The 17,015-nt window shown below is 68.1% G+C and carries 5 protein-coding genes; all 5 read right to left on the bottom strand.

Going from position 1 to position 17,015, the window contains the following annotated elements:
- Nucleotides 1-96: 96 nt before the first annotated feature.
- Nucleotides 97-4,224: a multiheme c-type cytochrome gene (locus tag B2G71_RS20895; RefSeq protein WP_098108601.1), complete on the bottom strand. Its 4,128-nt coding sequence runs from the start codon at nt 4,222-4,224 to the stop codon at nt 97-99.
- Nucleotides 4,225-4,235: 11 nt separating this feature from the next.
- Complete coding sequence (locus B2G71_RS20900) at nt 4,236-6,104, bottom strand: alginate export family protein (protein WP_240530267.1); 1,869 nt, start codon at nt 6,102-6,104, stop codon at nt 4,236-4,238.
- A gap of 62 nt (nt 6,105-6,166) precedes the next feature.
- The gene (locus tag B2G71_RS20905; RefSeq protein ID WP_098108603.1) at nt 6,167-8,170 is read right to left on the bottom strand and encodes a heme-binding protein; all 2,004 of its coding nucleotides are present in this window, start codon (nt 8,168-8,170) and stop codon (nt 6,167-6,169) included.
- Nucleotides 8,170-9,480: a cytochrome c family protein gene (locus tag B2G71_RS20910; RefSeq protein WP_240530268.1), complete on the bottom strand. Its 1,311-nt coding sequence runs from the start codon at nt 9,478-9,480 to the stop codon at nt 8,170-8,172. The genes B2G71_RS20905 and B2G71_RS20910 overlap by 1 nt, the downstream gene beginning before the upstream one ends.
- A 71-nt stretch (nt 9,481-9,551) precedes the next feature.
- Nucleotides 9,552-17,015 (bottom strand): hypothetical protein, encoded by a 7,464-nt coding sequence (locus B2G71_RS24770; protein WP_206049474.1) that lies wholly within the window; start codon nt 17,013-17,015, stop codon nt 9,552-9,554.

Here is a 17,015-nt window from a genome sequence, read left to right on the forward strand (position 1 = left end):
AGGGGCGCAAGTTCCTGCGCGTTCCTCACGCAGCGCCAGAACCGGGTTGTCCCTAAGCTCGCAGACGCCGCCCGCCGCGTGGTCGGTTGCGCCGGCTCAGTCCTTCGCCAGCCGGCGCATCGGGATCCAGGCAGTCATGTCGGGCTCGTCGTTGACCTTGTAGGGAACGCCGCGGCTGTTGAGGAACAGCTTTTCCATCTCGGGCCGGGTGAAAGGCCGCGAGCCGAGCCGGCCGAAGATCGCGATCTGGCCGCCGGTCTCGTCGACGCCGCGGTCGCGGTCGAGGCCCTTCGAGAGCGCCTTGGCCGGTGACGGCGTGCGCGCCCAGGCGATCAGCTCGGGATTGGGCGCGGGCGAGAAGCCGTAGAAGTTGGGCTGGAGGTCGGGCGAGGTGAGCTGGAGCACCTTCAATCCGTTGCGCCCGTCGGCGACGTAGGCGAACAGCGAGGCGTTGGTCGATGCGACCACCACGTCCTCGGCGTCGTCGAGCTGACCGTCGAGCGTGACCTTCTTGTAGATCGTCGGGCTCTCGGGCCGGGTCACGTTGATGATCACCAGCCCTTCCTGCTTGGCGGCGACATAGGCGTAAGTGCGCGCGACGTAGACCTTGCGGGCGTCGGCGAGCCGCACCGTGCCCGAGGGCACCGCGACCGGCCGGCGCAGGTTGGTGACGTCGAACAGCTTGAGGCCTTCGCCGTCGGTGACCCAGAGGTAGCGGAACTGCACCGCCGAGGCTCGCGCGTCGGCCATCGGCACGACCGCCGCGAGCCTGGGCTTGGTCGGCACTTCGAGGTCGATGACCACGAGGCCCGCGTCGGCGGTGACGTAGGCCACGTTGCCCGCCAGCGTAATGTGCCGCGCGCCCTTGAGCACGCCGTTTTCGTTCCAGGTGACCGCACGCTTGAGGAAGTTGTTGCGGAACTCGCCGTCCTGGAAGGTATCGACATCGACCAGGATCAGGCCTTCCTTGCTGTCGGTGATCGCCGCGTAGCGGTAGATCTCGTGCATCCGCTGTTCCTGGTTGACGTCGAGCAGCGTCAGTTCGGTGCCGTCGTCCTTGAGGACCGGCTTGCCGTCGTCACCCTTGATGACGTTGGCCTTCATGTCGTCGTTGCGCTTGACCGAGACCGGCTGGTTGGTGGCGAGCGCCATGCAGGTCGCGTTCTTCGTCTTGACCCGGGTGTCCTGTCCCAGCGGCGAGAACGGCGCGGTGATCAGCGGATCGGAGAACGACTTGTTGCCGATCGAGGCGGCGTCGTAGACGTGGAAGCCGCCCTTGCCCTCGGCGACATAGACGTATTCGCCGCGAAGCTGGAGGCACCCGACTTCGCCGCGGGTCGACTGGACCACGTTGCGGAAATTTTCGAGCGCCTTGGTTTCGCCCGAAAGGTTCGCGTCGAAGGTCTTGCCGCGCACCCAGGTCTTGAGTTCGCGCTTGTTGTCCTCGACGTGCATCCGCCAGTAATCGGGATAGGCGTACTTCTGGAGGTAGGAGCCGATCACGGCCTGCGGCTCGTCCCACTCGGTGACGCGCACCGCCTCGATGCCGCTGTCGAGCCCGACCCAGGCGTTGAGCCCGACGAAGTTCACGAAATTGGTTCCCAGCAGCAGCGTCTGCGCCATGATCGCGTTGTTGTCGTCCTTGTCGGACAAGTGGCAGTCGGTGCAGGTCTTGGTCTCGGTGAGGCGCACGGTGTGCGGGAAATGCGGCGCGAAGGCCTGGCTCGAATAGCCCGCCGCGCTCACCGGCGGCTGCTGCACGTAGATGCGCTCGCGGTTGACGTTGGTGGAGGAGAGCACCAGCGCCGAGGACGAGCGGATCGGCGCGACCTGGTTGCCCTTGGTTGTCTGGTGCTTGCCGAGCTGGAACATCTGGTCGCGCGCCACTTGCGGGTTGTAGGTCGCGAAGTTGCGCGTTTCCTCACCCTCGTAGTGGTGCATCGTCGTTTTCCAGTTCGCCTCGATCGGCAGGTGGCAGCCGCCGCAGCTCGTCGTCCACGAGAGGTGGCAGGTAAAGCAGGCCATCTCGTCGGTCTTGTGCGCGCGATCCTCGAGCGGGACGCCGGGGCCGAAGCCGAACTTGCCGTCGACCGCGCCCGAAGCGCTCATCAGCTTGGCGCGCGCGGCCTTGGCGTTGAACTCGGGCGAGCCGGGATCGACCGCGTTCTTGACGAGGCTGACCTCCCACTTGAGGCCGGGATCGACGATCGAGCGCTGGATCAGGTGCTTGCGCCCGAAGCTGTCGGTGCTCCACTCGAAGCGGCGCGAGCCGTCGGGGTTGCGCAGGAGCGCCAGGTTGTTGCCCTTGGGCGGCGCGGCCGGACCCGAGGTCATCAAGGTCGGATAGTCGTCGGCAGTGCCGTGGCAGTCGTTGCAGCGGATCTCGACCGCGTTCGCGACCTCGGTGTAGATCAGCCCGTTGCCGTGCGCGTCCTGACCGAAGTGGCAGTCGGCGCACTGCATGCCCTTCTCGGCGTGGATGTCCATCATGTGGACCGTCTTGCCGGGGTTGGTGCCGGGCTGGACCCACTTGCCCTCGTCGCCCTTGCGCCACTTTTCCGGATCGTCGTTGGCGACGATGTGGTCGGTATCGGTGCCGTAGGTCGCCTGGCTGCCGCCCGCGTCGAGCAGGTTGCCTTCGCGGTCGCGCTTCAGGATCGCGCGGAAGTTCCAGCCGTGGCCGTGATAGTCGGCGAACTGCGTGTCCTTGAGCTTGGGATTGAGGTCGTAGACGTTGCGCAGGAAGTCGACGTCGGCCCACTTGCCCTTGGGCGACGCCGCCTCGGGGTTGCGCTCGAGCACCTTGTGGACTTCCTCGGCGGTCGGATACTTCTGCTTCTCGGGCCACATGTGCGGCGCGTCGGATTCGTAGTCCCACATGGTGTAGCCCAGGTAGGGATTCACGAAGACGTTGGGCTGGTGCATGTGGCAGTTCATGCACTGCGCGGTCGGAATGGCTCGGGTGAAGACATGCTGCAGCGGGTGGCCGTACTCGCGGTCGTCCTCGTCGCTGCGCGAGAAGGCTTCCTCGCCGTGGCCGTCGCCATGGGCCTCTTCCTCGTGGCCCTTCTCGCCCTTGAGCTCACCGTGCTTGCGCTTCTTGAGATGCGCGATCGTGGGGTCCTTGGTGATCGACTGGCCGTCACGGCCGAGCGGCGCGTAGATCGAGCTTTCGCGCGGTTCGCGGCTGTTGGCGTAGACCACGTGGCAGGCCGAGCAGCCCGAGCTGCGGTAGTCGCCCGGCTGGTCGTTCGTGCCCAGGAACCAGGTGAACGGGTCGTTGAGGCGCGTCTTGGTGATGTTGAGCACCGGGATCGAGACGCGCAGGCCCGTGCCGGGGCCGCGGTTCGACTGGCGGATGTCGGGCCGGCCGGGTTCCTCGAGCCGCTGGGTCAGGCCGGTCGGGTTGGGCAGGCCCACTTCGGCGAACTGGGTGTTGATGTTGCGTCCGCCGCGCTCGAACACGCGGAACACGTCGGCGGGCGGAACCACGTTCCAGCGCGGCAGCGGATAGAGCGCTGCGATCGCGCCGCGCGCTTCCTGCTCGGGCGTGACCGTGCCCGGCTTTTCGCCCGGCGACTGGACCACGGCCGGCTCGCCCTCGCGCGTGTAGGCCTCGCCCAGGACGTAGTTCTTGAACGGCAGAATCCCGTTGTTGTACGAGCCGCCGCCCCACAGCATCGCGCCCGAGGCCATGATCGAGCGCTCGGCCGCCTCGATCACCGGCAGGTGGCAGGCGCCGCAGGCTTCGCGGGCGATGCGATAGTCGCCCGGATTGACGAAGCGCACGTACTCGGGCGATTCCCTGTTGAGCAGCGTGTAGGAGCGTTCCGGATTGCGCGATTCGGGATAGTGCCACGATTCCGGATACTTGGGCAGCACGTGCGCCCGGTCGCGGGCCTCGACATAGGCCGCCGCCTCGAAGCCCAGATCGGGATTGCCCATGACTTTCGGATTGCCGCCGTGGCAGTCGGTGCAGCCGAGCATGACCGCGGGCGTCGCATGCATGCTCGGTGCATCCGACGCGGTGTGGCACGAGATGCAGCCAGCGGACTTGGCATCGACCTGCGCCTGGGTCTGGCGCGCGGGCGCGGGGGCCGCCTTGACCAGCGCGTAGTCGCGCTCGACCGGCTTTTCGCCGCCCGAGGCGAGCAGGCTGCTCGCGGGCATGGCCAGCGCGGCAAGCAGGCCTGAGACAACGAGAAGAAGCCGGGTGATCTGCATCGTTGGGCGCATCAGTAGGTCAACACTATGTTGCCGAGGATCGAGTAATAGTTCTCGTCTCCGTCGAAGTTGGTGAACAGGTCGTTGAAGCCGTCACCGGGCACGAGCATCGCGCCCGAAAGGCGTAGAACGATGTTCTGGTTTGCCTTGGGCCGCCAGGTCGCCGCGGTGGAGATGTCCCAGCCGATGTCCTTGGGGATCGTGCCCTCGCTGCGCAGCGTCTGCAGGACCTTGGTGTTGTCGAACCACAAGTGGTTGGCATTGGTCGAGACGCGCAGTTCGGGGGTCAGGTCGAAGTCCGCCCCCGCGCCCAGCAGGATCGTGCCCGGGTTGTTGAAGTTCGACTGGCCCTGCTCCTTGGAGGAGCGCAGGTTGTTGAGGATGCCGTTGCGGCTGTTGATGCTGATCGCGCGGCCACCGCCGATGAAGGGCACCGGCTGACGGATCCAGTAGCTGGTATCGGCGCCCGCGAAGATCGGGTTTTCGAAGATCGCGTCGAAACCCTTCTCGGTGTTGTCGAACGGGTCGTCGTCGCCGCTGGCGTAAAGCGCGGAGAGGCGGAAGCGCATCCAGTTGCGATCGTAGCTCAGTTCGGCCGCGCCGAACCAGGCGCGGATGTCGGCGGGCTTGCCGGTGAAGACGTTGTTCTTGTCCTTGCCGAGCGCGAGATAGCCGAAGGCGGTCAGGTTGAGCCGGTCGAGCCGGCCGTCGACGCCGTAGCCGAGATAGGCGACGTCGTAGTCGCGGCCCTCGAGGTTGCCGATCAGCGCCGGGCGGACGGGGAAGCCGTTGTCGTCGATCTTGATGTCGTCGGCTTCGCGGTTGATGTTCACCGCCGCGATGACCTCGCTGGTCAGGCCGACTAACGGGAAGTCCTGGCGGTAGAGGTTGGCGATGAAGGTCCAGTCGTCGCGCGGCGCGTTGGTGATGTCGTTGAGGCCGCTGTTGGTGTCTTTCTCGAGCCGCCAGAGCAGGACCAGATTGTAGGCGAAGCGGTTGTTGTCGCGATTTCCGAAAAAGCGGAACGAAAGCTGGTTGTCCTGGAACAGGAAGCCGCGGAAGTCCGCCTGGAACGGCTGGATGCCGACGCGCAGCGATTCGAAGTCGTAGCGGTCGGAGGTGTTGCGCACGTGGTAGTCGAGAAAGGCTTCCTGCACGCCCAGGAACTGGTCGAAGCGGGTGCGGCCCTTGGTCGGCTCGACGTAGAGGATGCGCTTTTCGGGCACCTCGACGTAGTTCATGTTATAGGCGAGCGCGAGGCGCCACTCGACGTCGGGCGGCTTGTAGGCGGTGTTGCCCTTGATCAGCGCGGCGCCGACGAGAAAGGTCTGCGAGGCGATCAGGCTGGTCGGCCGCCCGAAGACGTCGTTGCTGCCGGGCCGTGCCGGATACTGGATGCCGACCGGCAGCGGAATGCTGCGCGGCTCGATCACCGTGTCGGAGACCGCGTTCAGCGAGAAGAACCAGTCGTCGCCCTTGATCGGCAGCCAGGGAACCTTGGCCGGATTGATCGGGCGATCGCCCTTGTAGGTGTTCTGGTGATAGGGATCGAAGAAGTTCTCCTTCACCAGGCCTAGCGTCTGGATCAGGCGCCAACGGTCGGGGATGGAGACTTTCTCGGCCGGGAAGGCTTCGGGCGGCGGGGCGCGCACCGCGCCGGGATTGTCCTGCGTGACCTGGTCGGGAAGGTCCGGCTGCGCGCCCGGGCGGCGGCGGCCGTCGAGCAGTTCGTCCTCGATATCCTCGGGCGCTTCCGGCGTGCCGGGGCGTCCGATGATGTTTTCAGGATCGGCCGAGGCGTCGGCTTCGGTTTGCGCCTCTGCCTCTTCGCCGTCCTGCTGCTGAGCGGGGGGCGCGTCGGCGGACGGCGCTTCGGCCATGCCGGCGGCATCCGACGCCGGCTGGGCGAAGAGAAGCGGGAGAGCGAGAGGCCAGTACGCCATTACTTGCCCTGACACACGTTCTGTTCCGACGTGCCGATGAAGGGCGCGAAGGGACAAGCGATGAAGGTCAATTGCTGGCTTCCGCTCCCGGCCGGGATCACGATCTTGTCGGAGCGGATCGCGAGCGGCGGGACGTTGACCGATCCACCCAGCTTCTCGCTGGCGTTGAACAGGCCGAGAAACGCGATCATGTCGCTCTGGTCGTCCCCGTCGCCCGACGATCCGATCGCGCCGACCAGTTCGTTTCCGCGATAGATCGGCGTTCCGCCGGCGAACAGCGTGATGCCGTTGTTGATCCGGTTGCGGCCGGTCGCCGGGACGATCGGCAGGTCGGAGCAGACCTTGGGCACGTCGTTGGCATTGACGCCCAGCACGTAGAGCACGTGCTCGATGATGTCGGGCGTCACCAGCCGTGACTGCAGCCCGGTGTTGAAGATGCTGAACTTGTCTTCCGGCACCGACAGCGGGCCAGGCGGATTGCCGCGCTCGCCGTCGGGGAAGTTGGGCCGCGCGAGGTTGCCGATCGCCTTGACCGAGAAGGCGGTGCCACCGGTCAGCGCGGACGAATCGTTGAGGAAGGCGCGGAACGCGGCGACGAAGGGCGGGACCGCGGGATCGGCCGAGGCCTGGAGGTCACTCGCGGCGAACCGGCTCGAGAAGAAGGCCATCGTCCGCGCCTTCTGCGGCACCGCGTCGATCGCGTCGACCAGCGCGTCGGGGCCGCGCACCAGGCCGAGGATCTCGCCGTTGGTATCGACCACGACGATCGTGTTCTGCGCGCGGTTGTCGACCGGGCGGCGCACTTGCGCGCGGGCGCGGCGCTGCACGTCGAACGCCTCGATCAGCATCGTGCGCACTTCGTTGGCGGTGAGCGGCTGCGAGACGTTGGCGGCGTCGGTCCCGGCCTTGGGCAGGTAGCGCGTGTTGCCGGTGCCGTCGCTGACCACCCAGATATCGGGATCGTCGTACCCGTCCGAGGGCTTGGCCGGACGCACGCCCGATTCCTCGGTGCCGTAGACCGCGCCGGCCACGATGCCCGCCGTCGCGTCGTAGTAGCCGCGCACCGAGACGAGACCGCCCACCGATCCGTTGATCGAGGCGAAGCTCGGCGCGCTTGCCGGATTGCTCAGGAAGTCGCTCGGTGTGGCGTCGGAAAAGCGCAGCAGGGTGCCGTCGATCGAGATACGCGGCGCCTTGATCTCGGGCGCGGGCTCGAAGCCGGTGGTCGCCGCGAGCGCGACGGTTTCCTCGCGCAGGTCCGCGTCGGTGTCGCGATACTCGGTATCGAAACCGTAGACGCCGTCGCCCACGACCGCGACCGAGCCGACCACCGCGCCCTGCTTGTAGAGCGGGAAGGCGCCCGCGTCGGCCCCGACGCCCAGCGGGCCGCGCTTGGTTCCGGCGAGGTTGCCCGGGACGCCGACCCCGAGGAAGCGGTTCGACACGTCCGAACAGGGAAGCTGCGAGAGCTGCACCGAGAACAGCGCGCCGCTTTCGAGGCCCTGCGTCGTCGCCGAGGGCGGGAAGACTTCCTGGACGATGTCGTTGGCGGTGCGGCTGGAGAAGGCGCCGCCGACCGACGAGAAGTAGGACGAAGTCAGCGCCTTCGAGATACCGCCCGCGAGCGCCGCCGGCGCCGGCAGGTCGAGGCCCTGCAGGTCGGTCTTCGAGCCATCGGGCGCGAGCGGCGTCTTCAGCGTCAGGTCGGTGCCGTTCATCACGAAGACTGCGAGAACGTTACCGACGCGGTCGATCACGACGATGCCCGCCTTGAAGTTCTGCGCCTGCGCCTCGGCGACGCCTTGCGCGATGATCTTCTCGATATCGGCGACCGTGAGCCCGACTTGCGCCGGGACCTGGAAGACCGAGCCCGAGGGCGGCGGCGGAACCGTGGGCGTCGGGGTCGGGGTTGGGGCCGGCGAGGAATCGCCGTCCCCGCCGCCGCACGCGGCCAGCAGCAGCGCAAGGCCGCTGATCAGGGCTGTCGCCCGGCGCATCGCCATCAGCGCAGCCTCCCGATCGCGCCCGTCGCCTGGCCGAGCGCGGAGCGGAACGCCGAGGGGTTGTAGCCTTCGGGCGTACTCACCGCGGCATAGGCGCGATTGATGTTCGCGCGGATGCCCGCGGCGGCGCCGACGGTGACGCGCCCCTCGCGCACCAGCGCGTTGAGCAGCGTGTCCACCGCCATGACCGCCTGGGCCGAGCCGGTATAGTCGGTGAAGCGCGCGGTCGTGGTCTGGCTGGCGATCGCCGAGATCACCTGGAATGCCGTCCCGCCCGAATAGCCCCGGGCGGAAAGCGTGTCGGACAGCGCGCCGGCGGCCGAAGCGAGCTTCTGCGCCGCCGCAGCCGCCTCGCCGCGTCCCTTGCCCATCGCCGCGTGGAAGGCACGCGCGGCGGCATCGAAGCTGGCGCCCTGGCCCGGCGCGAGCACTTTCGCCACCGCCGAGAGCATGATGATGTTCTCGTCGTTGTAGGGCGGATTGCCGAAGGGGATCGGCCGCGCCGGATTGGTCTCGAAGGTCCGCCTGGCGTCGGGCTTGTCGCTGATGCCGCGATGGCAGCTATGGCAATCGAAGAAATAGAACTGCGGGAAGGCGCCCTCGGTGCCCAGCTTGGGGTCGGCGTAGAGCGTCGCCTGCCGGCGTACCGCCTCGGCCTGGCCCACCGCCCACATCTGCACGCTGTCCACCCGACCCTTGCGGCGGGTGTAGTCGGCGTCGAGATTGTAGTGCTGCTGGAGCGAGGAGAAGAGATCGAGTTCGAACGACACGCGCGGATGGCCCGCCGCCATCATCGCGTGCGTCACGAACTGGCCCGTGTCGCTCGAGCCGAAGTGGCAGTCGAGGCAGACTTGCGCGCGCACCTTGGGGCGTTCGAGCGGAACCAGGCCCGCCGCGACGTTGGACGCATGCGTGGCGGGAAGCGCATAGTGGCTGGAGAGCCAGCCCGACGCCGCGCCGTGGCAACCCTCGCAGGAAACGCCGTCGGAGATCTGGTAGCGCGCGCCGCGCGCCGAGGCGGGTGCATTGGTGGCGTGGCAACCGAGGCAGGCGGTCGCGCTGCCGGCCTTGCCCAGGCCGAGCGCGGAGGCGATCCGTTCGCCGCGTGGGGTGGAGAGCACGGCGGACGCGCGGCTGTGCGCGCCGGTCTTGCTCGAGGGCTCCTGCCAGATTCGCAGTTCGTCCTGGCGCACGACCTTGCCGTCGCCCTCGTTGCGGCCATGGCAAGTCGAGCCGGCGCAACTGGCGACCCCTTCGTAGGTCCCCGCGGCCCGAGCGACACTCCAGACACTTCCGCAGGCCAGAAGCACAAGGCAAATTGTTTGAAAAGCCCTAAGAAATGGCCTGAACGACCAACGCAACGCCCCCGTATGCGCCACAGTCATGATCCCCCTTGTTCGCAGCGATCCGAATCGTCTTCGCCGCAATTCTCCTCCCACAAGTCGTCGTTACCTACCCCGGTCACGGGTTCGTCAACAAGAGGAAGAAGTGAATCGGGCGGACTTTCTTCAAATTCGATCAAGACCGTGTCGCTTTCGATCAATTCCTGAGTGTCCACCGGAGCTTCGAACTCCTCGAGTTCGCCGAGTTCGGCATCGCGCGGCAGATCCGGCACGATCGGCGGTTCCGTTGGCGTTGGCGTCGGTGTCGGCGTCGGTGTCGGCGTCGGTGTCGGTGTCGGCGTTGGTGTTGGCGTCGGTGTCGGCGTTGGTGTTGGCGTCGGTGTCGGCGTTGGCGTTGGCGTCGGTGTCGGCGTCGGTGTCGGTGTTGGCGTTGGCGTCGGTGTCGGCGTCGGTGTCGGCGTTGGCGTTGGCGTCGGCGTTGGCGTCGGTGTCGGCGTCGGTGTTGGCGTCGGTGTCGGCGTCGGTGTTGGCGTTGGCGTCGGCGTCGGTGTCGGCGTCGGTGTTGGCGTTGGCGTCGGTGTTGGCGTTGGCGTTGGCGTCGGCGTTGGCGTCGGTGTCGGAGTTGGCGTCGGCGTTGGTGTCGGCGTCGGAGCGACGCAGCCCACGGATGCCAGGCCGATGATGCAGCCGTTGATCGTCGACTCATCGTCGAAGCCGGTGGCGGTTGGCGCTGGGGTGCCGTTGATCACCACGAAGGGCTCGGTCGCGAGCCCGGCCGCGTCGTTCACCACGCCGTTGATCGCGATGATCGTCGTCGTGCCGTTGGTGTCGATGTCGAGCGTGTCGGACAGGATGCCCTCGCGATCGGCGTATTGCGTGCTCACGCCGGTGTTCTGCACGTAGAACCCGGTATCGGCGGTGGCCGTGATCGCGCCCGCCGTGAGCACCGCGCCCTGGCTGGTCGGCTGGTCGAGCAGCGCGGTGATCTGGCCGGTGGTCGTTGCCGAATCGATATCGTCGATCACCGCGGAGGTCGCCGCGAAGATCTCGTCGGCCGACAGGGTAAGCCGGCCCGACGGCACATCGTCGCCGAGCAGCCGGATGAGACCGTTCTGATCGATCACGACCTCGATGCGCTGCGCGTTGAGGGCGAGAGTCGAAAGCGGCCCGCCTGCGGTGAGGTCTACCGCGCCGACCACTTGGAGGAGCCCGAGCGTGTCGATCGAAACCGTGCCGTCGCTGCCGATCGGGCCGGTGTCGCCGTAAAAGAATGACAGGTCGCGCACGATCACCGTGAGTGGCGAGTCCCCGGCCGCGGAGATCGCGATCGAATCGTCCGCCGCGAGACGGCCGAACTCGTCCTGATCGAGGCTGTAGGCCGGATCGGACCCCGCGGTGCCGCCGATGTAGGTCGGATTGTCGATATTGACGTTGGTCAGCTCGATCGAGCTGGTCGACTGCCCGGACGTGCGGCGCACGCCCAGCCGCGATCCCGAATCGAGTACGATGTCGCTCGAGAACACGCGGATGACCGGCGAATCGACCGTCGCCGCGTCGCCCGACAGGAAGAAGGTTTCGCCCGCGTCGAAGTTCGCCTGCTCGCTGGCGATCACTTCGCCGGAGATATCTATGTCGGTCTCGGCCGAGACGAATACGCTGCCGCCTTCGACCAGCGTGTTGATCGTGACCGAACCGTCCGTGCTGATCAGATCGACCCGCGCGGGCGGATCGACGACATCGACGACGAGGTCGTCGACCGTCCGGATGAACACGTCCCCGTCGGTCGCGTTGGCCTCGGCGATGTCGAGCCCGGCCAGCGAAATGAGCTCGATGTCGGTGCCGGTCGCGGTGACTTGTCCGGCCGATCGCAGGTCGACGCTCACCGCGATCGGGCCGTCGGTCGCGGTGAGCAGGGTCGTGCCGCCTGAGGCGAGGCGTTCGAGGTCGATGCCGTCCGGCGCGGTGATCGTGACGTTGCTGCCGGCGGTGGTCTGGCCCGTCCCGGACACGAGGCTTTCGCTGACCACGCTGAGCGTGCCGCTCGTGGTGAAGTTCGCGGCATTCGCGAAGTCCAGGAGGATGTCGCCCGTCGCATCGAGCGAGGAGTTGCCCAGAACCTGCAAGACGATGTTGTCTAGCGATACCGCGATGCCGATGCCGTCCGCGCGCGCGTTTCGGCCGTTGGCCGATGCGAAGAGGCTGCCGCCGACTTGCAGGAAGCTGTCGGTGTTCGTCGCCGAACCTGTGATCTCGATGAGCCCGGCCTGCGAGGCGCCCGTATTGCTCAGCGCGTCGATGCCGCCGAAGCCGCTCGCATCGAGCACGAGGTCGCCGCCGATGGTGTTCTGCCCGCCGCCGAGTTCGATGCCGATGTCGCCGCCCGAGCCCGAGCCGGCCCCGCCCGACACATTGCTGTTGCCGCCGAAACCGAGCGCCTCGAGTCGCACATCGCTGCCGAAGGTGAGCGTGCCGCCGTTTTCCGCCAGGAGGACCGAGCCCCCGGTGCCGTCGCCGTCGCGTCCGCCGCGCCCGTTGGCCTGCATGGTCGCAATACCGACGACGCTGATGGTGCCGCCCGTTCCGGCGATGATCTCGCTCGATCCGCCGGTCCCCGACCCGAAGCTGGAGCCGAAGAGACCCGTCTCGGCCCCCGAATCGGTGTCGAGCGTCCCGCTCACTTCCAGGAGGCCTGAATTGCGCGCCGTCACCAGCACGGTGCCGCCTTGCGCGTCGCGCGTGAGCGCAGGGCTGGGGGTAGGTGTCGGCGTCGGCGTCGGCGTTGGTGTGGGCGTGTCGGTGTTCTGCGTGGCCGGCGCGGTCACGACCAGCGAGGCGACGCGAATCGTGCCGCCATCGGCGATGACTTGCGCGGTTCCGCCTTCTGCCGGGTCCACCGCTGCCGGGCTGGACGCGAACTCGGCCGTGGCATCGACAGTGGCGTCGTCCAGCGTGATCGTGCCGCCGGTCGACCGAAGCGTCGCGGTTCCGCCGATCGCATTGCCGCCGGTGGTGTCCGCGCCGCTGCCGTAGCCCGCGACTCCCCTGGCGGAGATCGCCGTGCTGCCCCCGGTCGCGGTGAAGCTGCCCGCCGATGCGCTGAGCCGCGCGGTGCCGCCCGCCGCGTCGCCGCCGGTGGTACCGGGTTGCGGATCGAAATCGGTGAACGCATCTGCCGTCACCGAGACATCGCCCGAGACCGCGACGGTGGCGCCGGTCACGTCGAACGCGGCCGTCCCGCCCTCGGCATTGCCCATCGTGCCGGCATCGAAGGCCTCGCCGCCGGTGCCGTCGGCGTTCACCGTGAGGTCGGTTCCCACGGTCAGCGTGCCTGGGCCCGCCGTCGCGGTGATCGCGCCGCCGGTGCCGTCGCCCGCCGTGCCCTCGTTGGTGTCGCCGCCGACGCCCGCGACGATGAGCGAGAAGCCGCCGCTCACGGTCATCTCGCCGCTGGTGCCGATCGCAAAAGTGCTCGGCCCGCCGCCGGTGCCGGTGCCCCCAAGCGTATCGCCGAAGCCGCCGATGCCGCTGCCGTCGAAGTTGAAGCCGCCCGAAGTCGTCACCGAGCCGCCGCCGCTCACCTCGCCGTCGAACGTGCCGCCGAGTCCGTCGCCGCCGTTGCCGCCGGCGCCATCCGAAATGTTCGAGCCGCCACGCCCCGCCGCGTAGAAGCCGATGCCCAGCGAGGAATCGATCGAACCGCCGTCGACGTCGAGCGTGATGTCGCCGCCGGTGCCGTCGCCGCCGGGCTCGGCGGCCGCGTAGCTCTCGCCGCCCCGGCCCGAAACGTCGATGTACAGCCCGATCTCGGAGCCGCCTGCGGTTATCGTGCCGCCGTTCGCGGCTTCGACGCGCGCGGAGCCGCCTTGTCCGGACCCCGCGCCGCCGCTGCCGCCGAAGCGGTCGCCGCCTTCAGCACGGGCGCTGGCCGCGAGATCGCCGCCGGCAATGATCTCGCCGCCGTCGATCGCGCTCACGGTGACGACACCGCCGGTCGCATTGGCGCCGGTGAAGCCCTCGACGATGGTGGGTGCGCGTTGGGCCTCGGCGCTGAGTCCGATGTCGAAGTCGGTCTCGATCGAGCCGCCCGCCGCGCTGACGGTGGCGCTGCCTGCCTGGTTGGTCGCGGGATTGAAGGCAGCGCCCGAGCCGTAGAGTGCGTCGGCATCGACCAGCACTGTGCCGAAGACCCTTACGGCGAGCGCCGAGGTCGCGGTGAGCGAGGCGGTGCCTCCGGTGGCGGTGCCGCCCGCACCACCGCTGGTCGCGCTGCCGCCGGTCGCGGTGGCGTCGATGCGGATGCCGTCGGTCGAGACGTCTCCGCCGGTCCCCGAGAACGACGCGGTGCCGCCCTGGGCCGTGCCGGCATCGCCGGCGTCGGCATCGAGGCTCTCGCCGGTGGCGCGGACCGCGATCAGTCCGAAGGTGTCATCGCCGTTGCCGAGGACGTTGGTGGTGCCGCCGTTGGAGACGAATGCCGCGGTTCCGCCGATACCCGCGCCCGAATCGCCGATTTCGGAAAGTCCGCCCTGGCCGCTGGCATCGATGTTGGCCTCGAGCACCTCGAACAGGCCGTCCTCTACGACGAGGCGGGCCGCACCACCCTCTCCGAGCCCGCCGGCGACGGCAGGCGTGGGCGTTGGTGTCGGAGTGGGCGTTGGTGTCGGTGTCGGTGTCGGAGTTGGAGTGGGGGTCGGTGTCGGTGTCGGTGTTGGAGTTGGAGTTGGAGTGGGGGTCGGCGTTGGCGTTGGCGTTGGTGTCGGGGTTGGCAGCACGGTATCCCCGCCGACGCCTTGCGCTTCGACCGCCACCAGCTCGCCGATCAAGACGGTTCCGCTGCGCAGTTGCGCGGTTGCGGTGCCGCCCTGGCCGATGCCGCCGGCGGTGCCGTCGTACTCCGCCGAGGCATTGCCGCGGGCAAAGACGAAGAGGTTGTCGGCGGTGACTCGGGTCTCGCTCACGCCCGCGTAGGTGTCGAAGGTCGCCTCGCCACCTGTCGCATTGAAGCCGACGCCGTCCGGCGGGGGTGGTGCGAAGGAGAAATCGGTCTCGCCCGCATCGGCGGTGACGACGATCGAATCGACGATGTTCAGCGCCGAGCCGCTCACTACGAGGTTCGCGGTGCCGCCGATCACGTCGGCGGGAGTCGAGCCGCCGCGCGCGCCGAACGCGCGCGCATCGATGATCAGGTTTCCGGCGCCCGAGGTCGGCGTGGGCGTGAGCGTCAGGGCACCCACTTGCGATTGTCCGGTGGTCGCGAGGCTGCCGCCGTCGGAAACCGTCACGCTGGCCGTGCCGCCTTGCACGGTGCCGGCCGAGGTCAGCGCCCCCGAGCCTCGCGCGCTGCCCGAGATCGTCACGCTGGCCGCGGTAACGCTGCCCCCGGCGACGGCGAGGCTGGCGCTGCCGCCGGTGAGATTGGGCGAGGAGTCCGCGGGATCGGGTGAGCCCTCGCCGCCCGAGACGCGCGCGGACGCGCCCACGGTCAGCGCATCGCCGATGGTCAGCGTCGAACCGGGGCCGACGGTGACCGAGGCGCTGCCGCCGTCGACGGCATTGGGCTGGCCGAAGTTCTCGGAAAAGGCGCCCGCGCTAAGGTCCACGCCGAAGGTGACGTCGAGTGTCGAGGCGCCGGTGACCGTCAGCGATGCCGTTCCGCCCTGGGCATCGCCGCCCAACGATCCATTGACCGAGGAGCCCGCTTCGGCATTGGCATTGATGTCGAGGAAGTCCCAGGTCTGGTCCGCGCCGCCGGACACCTCGACCGAGGCATTGCCACCCTGGGCCGAACCGCCTTGCGCTCCACCGAAACCGCCGAAGCCATTGGCACTGATGAAAACGCTCGATACGTCGATCGAGCCCTCGATGGTCCGCACGCTCACCGTGCCGCCGGTGCCGCTTCCGCCGACGCCCGTTTCCGGTCCCTCGCCGACGAACGCGTAACCGCCGAAGCCGGGGGTTGCGAGCGAAAGGTAACTGGCTTCGATCGTGCCGCCGTTGTCAACCGCGACATCGATCGTGCCGCCGCGCGCATCGCCGCCCTGGCTGGTGTCGTTGGCGCCGTTTCCGTAGGCATCGAGCGTGATGTCGAACGCCGAAATCAGGCCGCTGTCGGCCAGGATCGTGATGTTTCCGCCCTGCGCAGGGGTGCCGGGATCATCCGAACTGCCGTCGGCATAGACCGTGAGCTGGTCGGCGAAGACGATCGAGGCGCCCGACCGCGTCTCGATGTTGACGTCCGCGCCATTGGGTGAACCCGTCGCATCGATGAACAGCGACGTCCCCGTCGACTGGAAGGCGATCTCGGCGTCGCCATCGGCGATGATCTCGGTCAGCCTGTCGGCGTCGAGCGTGACGCGGCCCTCGAAGGTCACCGAGCGGTTGACGCCGGGAACGACGCTGATCGTGTCGGTCGCGAAGGCATCGACCCGGTTCTGGAAGACGCCGGGGCCGATCGTCATGCTGCCCAGGCTGTCGGTGGGCAGGTCGGTGAAGTCGTAGACGCTGTTCGCTTCGGCGCCCGCGCCTGACGAGAGGATGATCGCGCTGCCGTCGTCGCTGGCGATCGCCGCCGGCTCGTAGCCGATCGTGCCCGACAGCAGCATGGTCAGCGCGTCGTTCTTGGGGATCGCGACCATGCGGATCTGCTTGACGTCCTGCGAGGACGTGCTCGCCGAGCCGGTCGTGGTTCCGGTATGGATGATGCCGTGGCCGCCGTCCTCGGCGTCGGGATCGTCGGTGCCGACGGTGACGTTGATGTCGATCAGCCCGGTGTTGATCGTCAGTTCGGCCTGCTCGGCCGCGACATAGGCAATCGGACCATCGGCGCTGACGTCGCCCGCCTGAACGATGCGCGGCGAGACGATCGCGAGATAGGAGGAACTGATCAGCGAGGCGGCGCCGTCGCCACTCTGGATCTCGACGCGCGAATCCGAATTCGCCGGTCCGGTGACCGAGAAGCGCCCGGCGAGGAAGTCGCCCGCGGCGTAGCTCGCATAGTCGACGTCGAGCGTGGTGAGCACGAGGCCCGCGACGTTGAAATCGGCGTTCGGGCCGATGACGATGCCGTTGGGCGAATAGAACCAGATCTCGCCGAGCGACGAATTGACGGTGCCGTCCATGCTGATCGACTGGCCGTTGACGTCGGGCAGGATGCGGTTGAGGACGACGAAGCGGCCCGAAAAGCCGCTGCCGGTGTTGAAGTTGGCGGTCGTTCCGGTGGGCTGGAAGTCCCAGACGGTGGGCGTGGGAGTCGGAGCGGGCGTCGGACCCGGCGTCCAGTCGATCACGACTTCGTCCGAGGTCACCTCGACGGTGGTGGTGCCCGATCCGTCGAAGAAGTCGGCCGTACCGACCTGAACTTCGTGCGAGCCCTGAAACGATTGCGCGCGCGCCGCCGAAGGCGCGACCGTGAGGCTCAGCACCAGCGCGAGCGTGCTGGTCCCGCCCAGGATGCGCGAGCGGCTCGGATGGAACTTGCGGCGGCGCAGGCTTTGCGATTTCAT

The sequence above is a fragment of the Novosphingobium sp. PC22D genome, from assembly GCF_002556635.1.
Lineage (GTDB): Bacteria > Pseudomonadota > Alphaproteobacteria > Sphingomonadales > Sphingomonadaceae > Novosphingobium.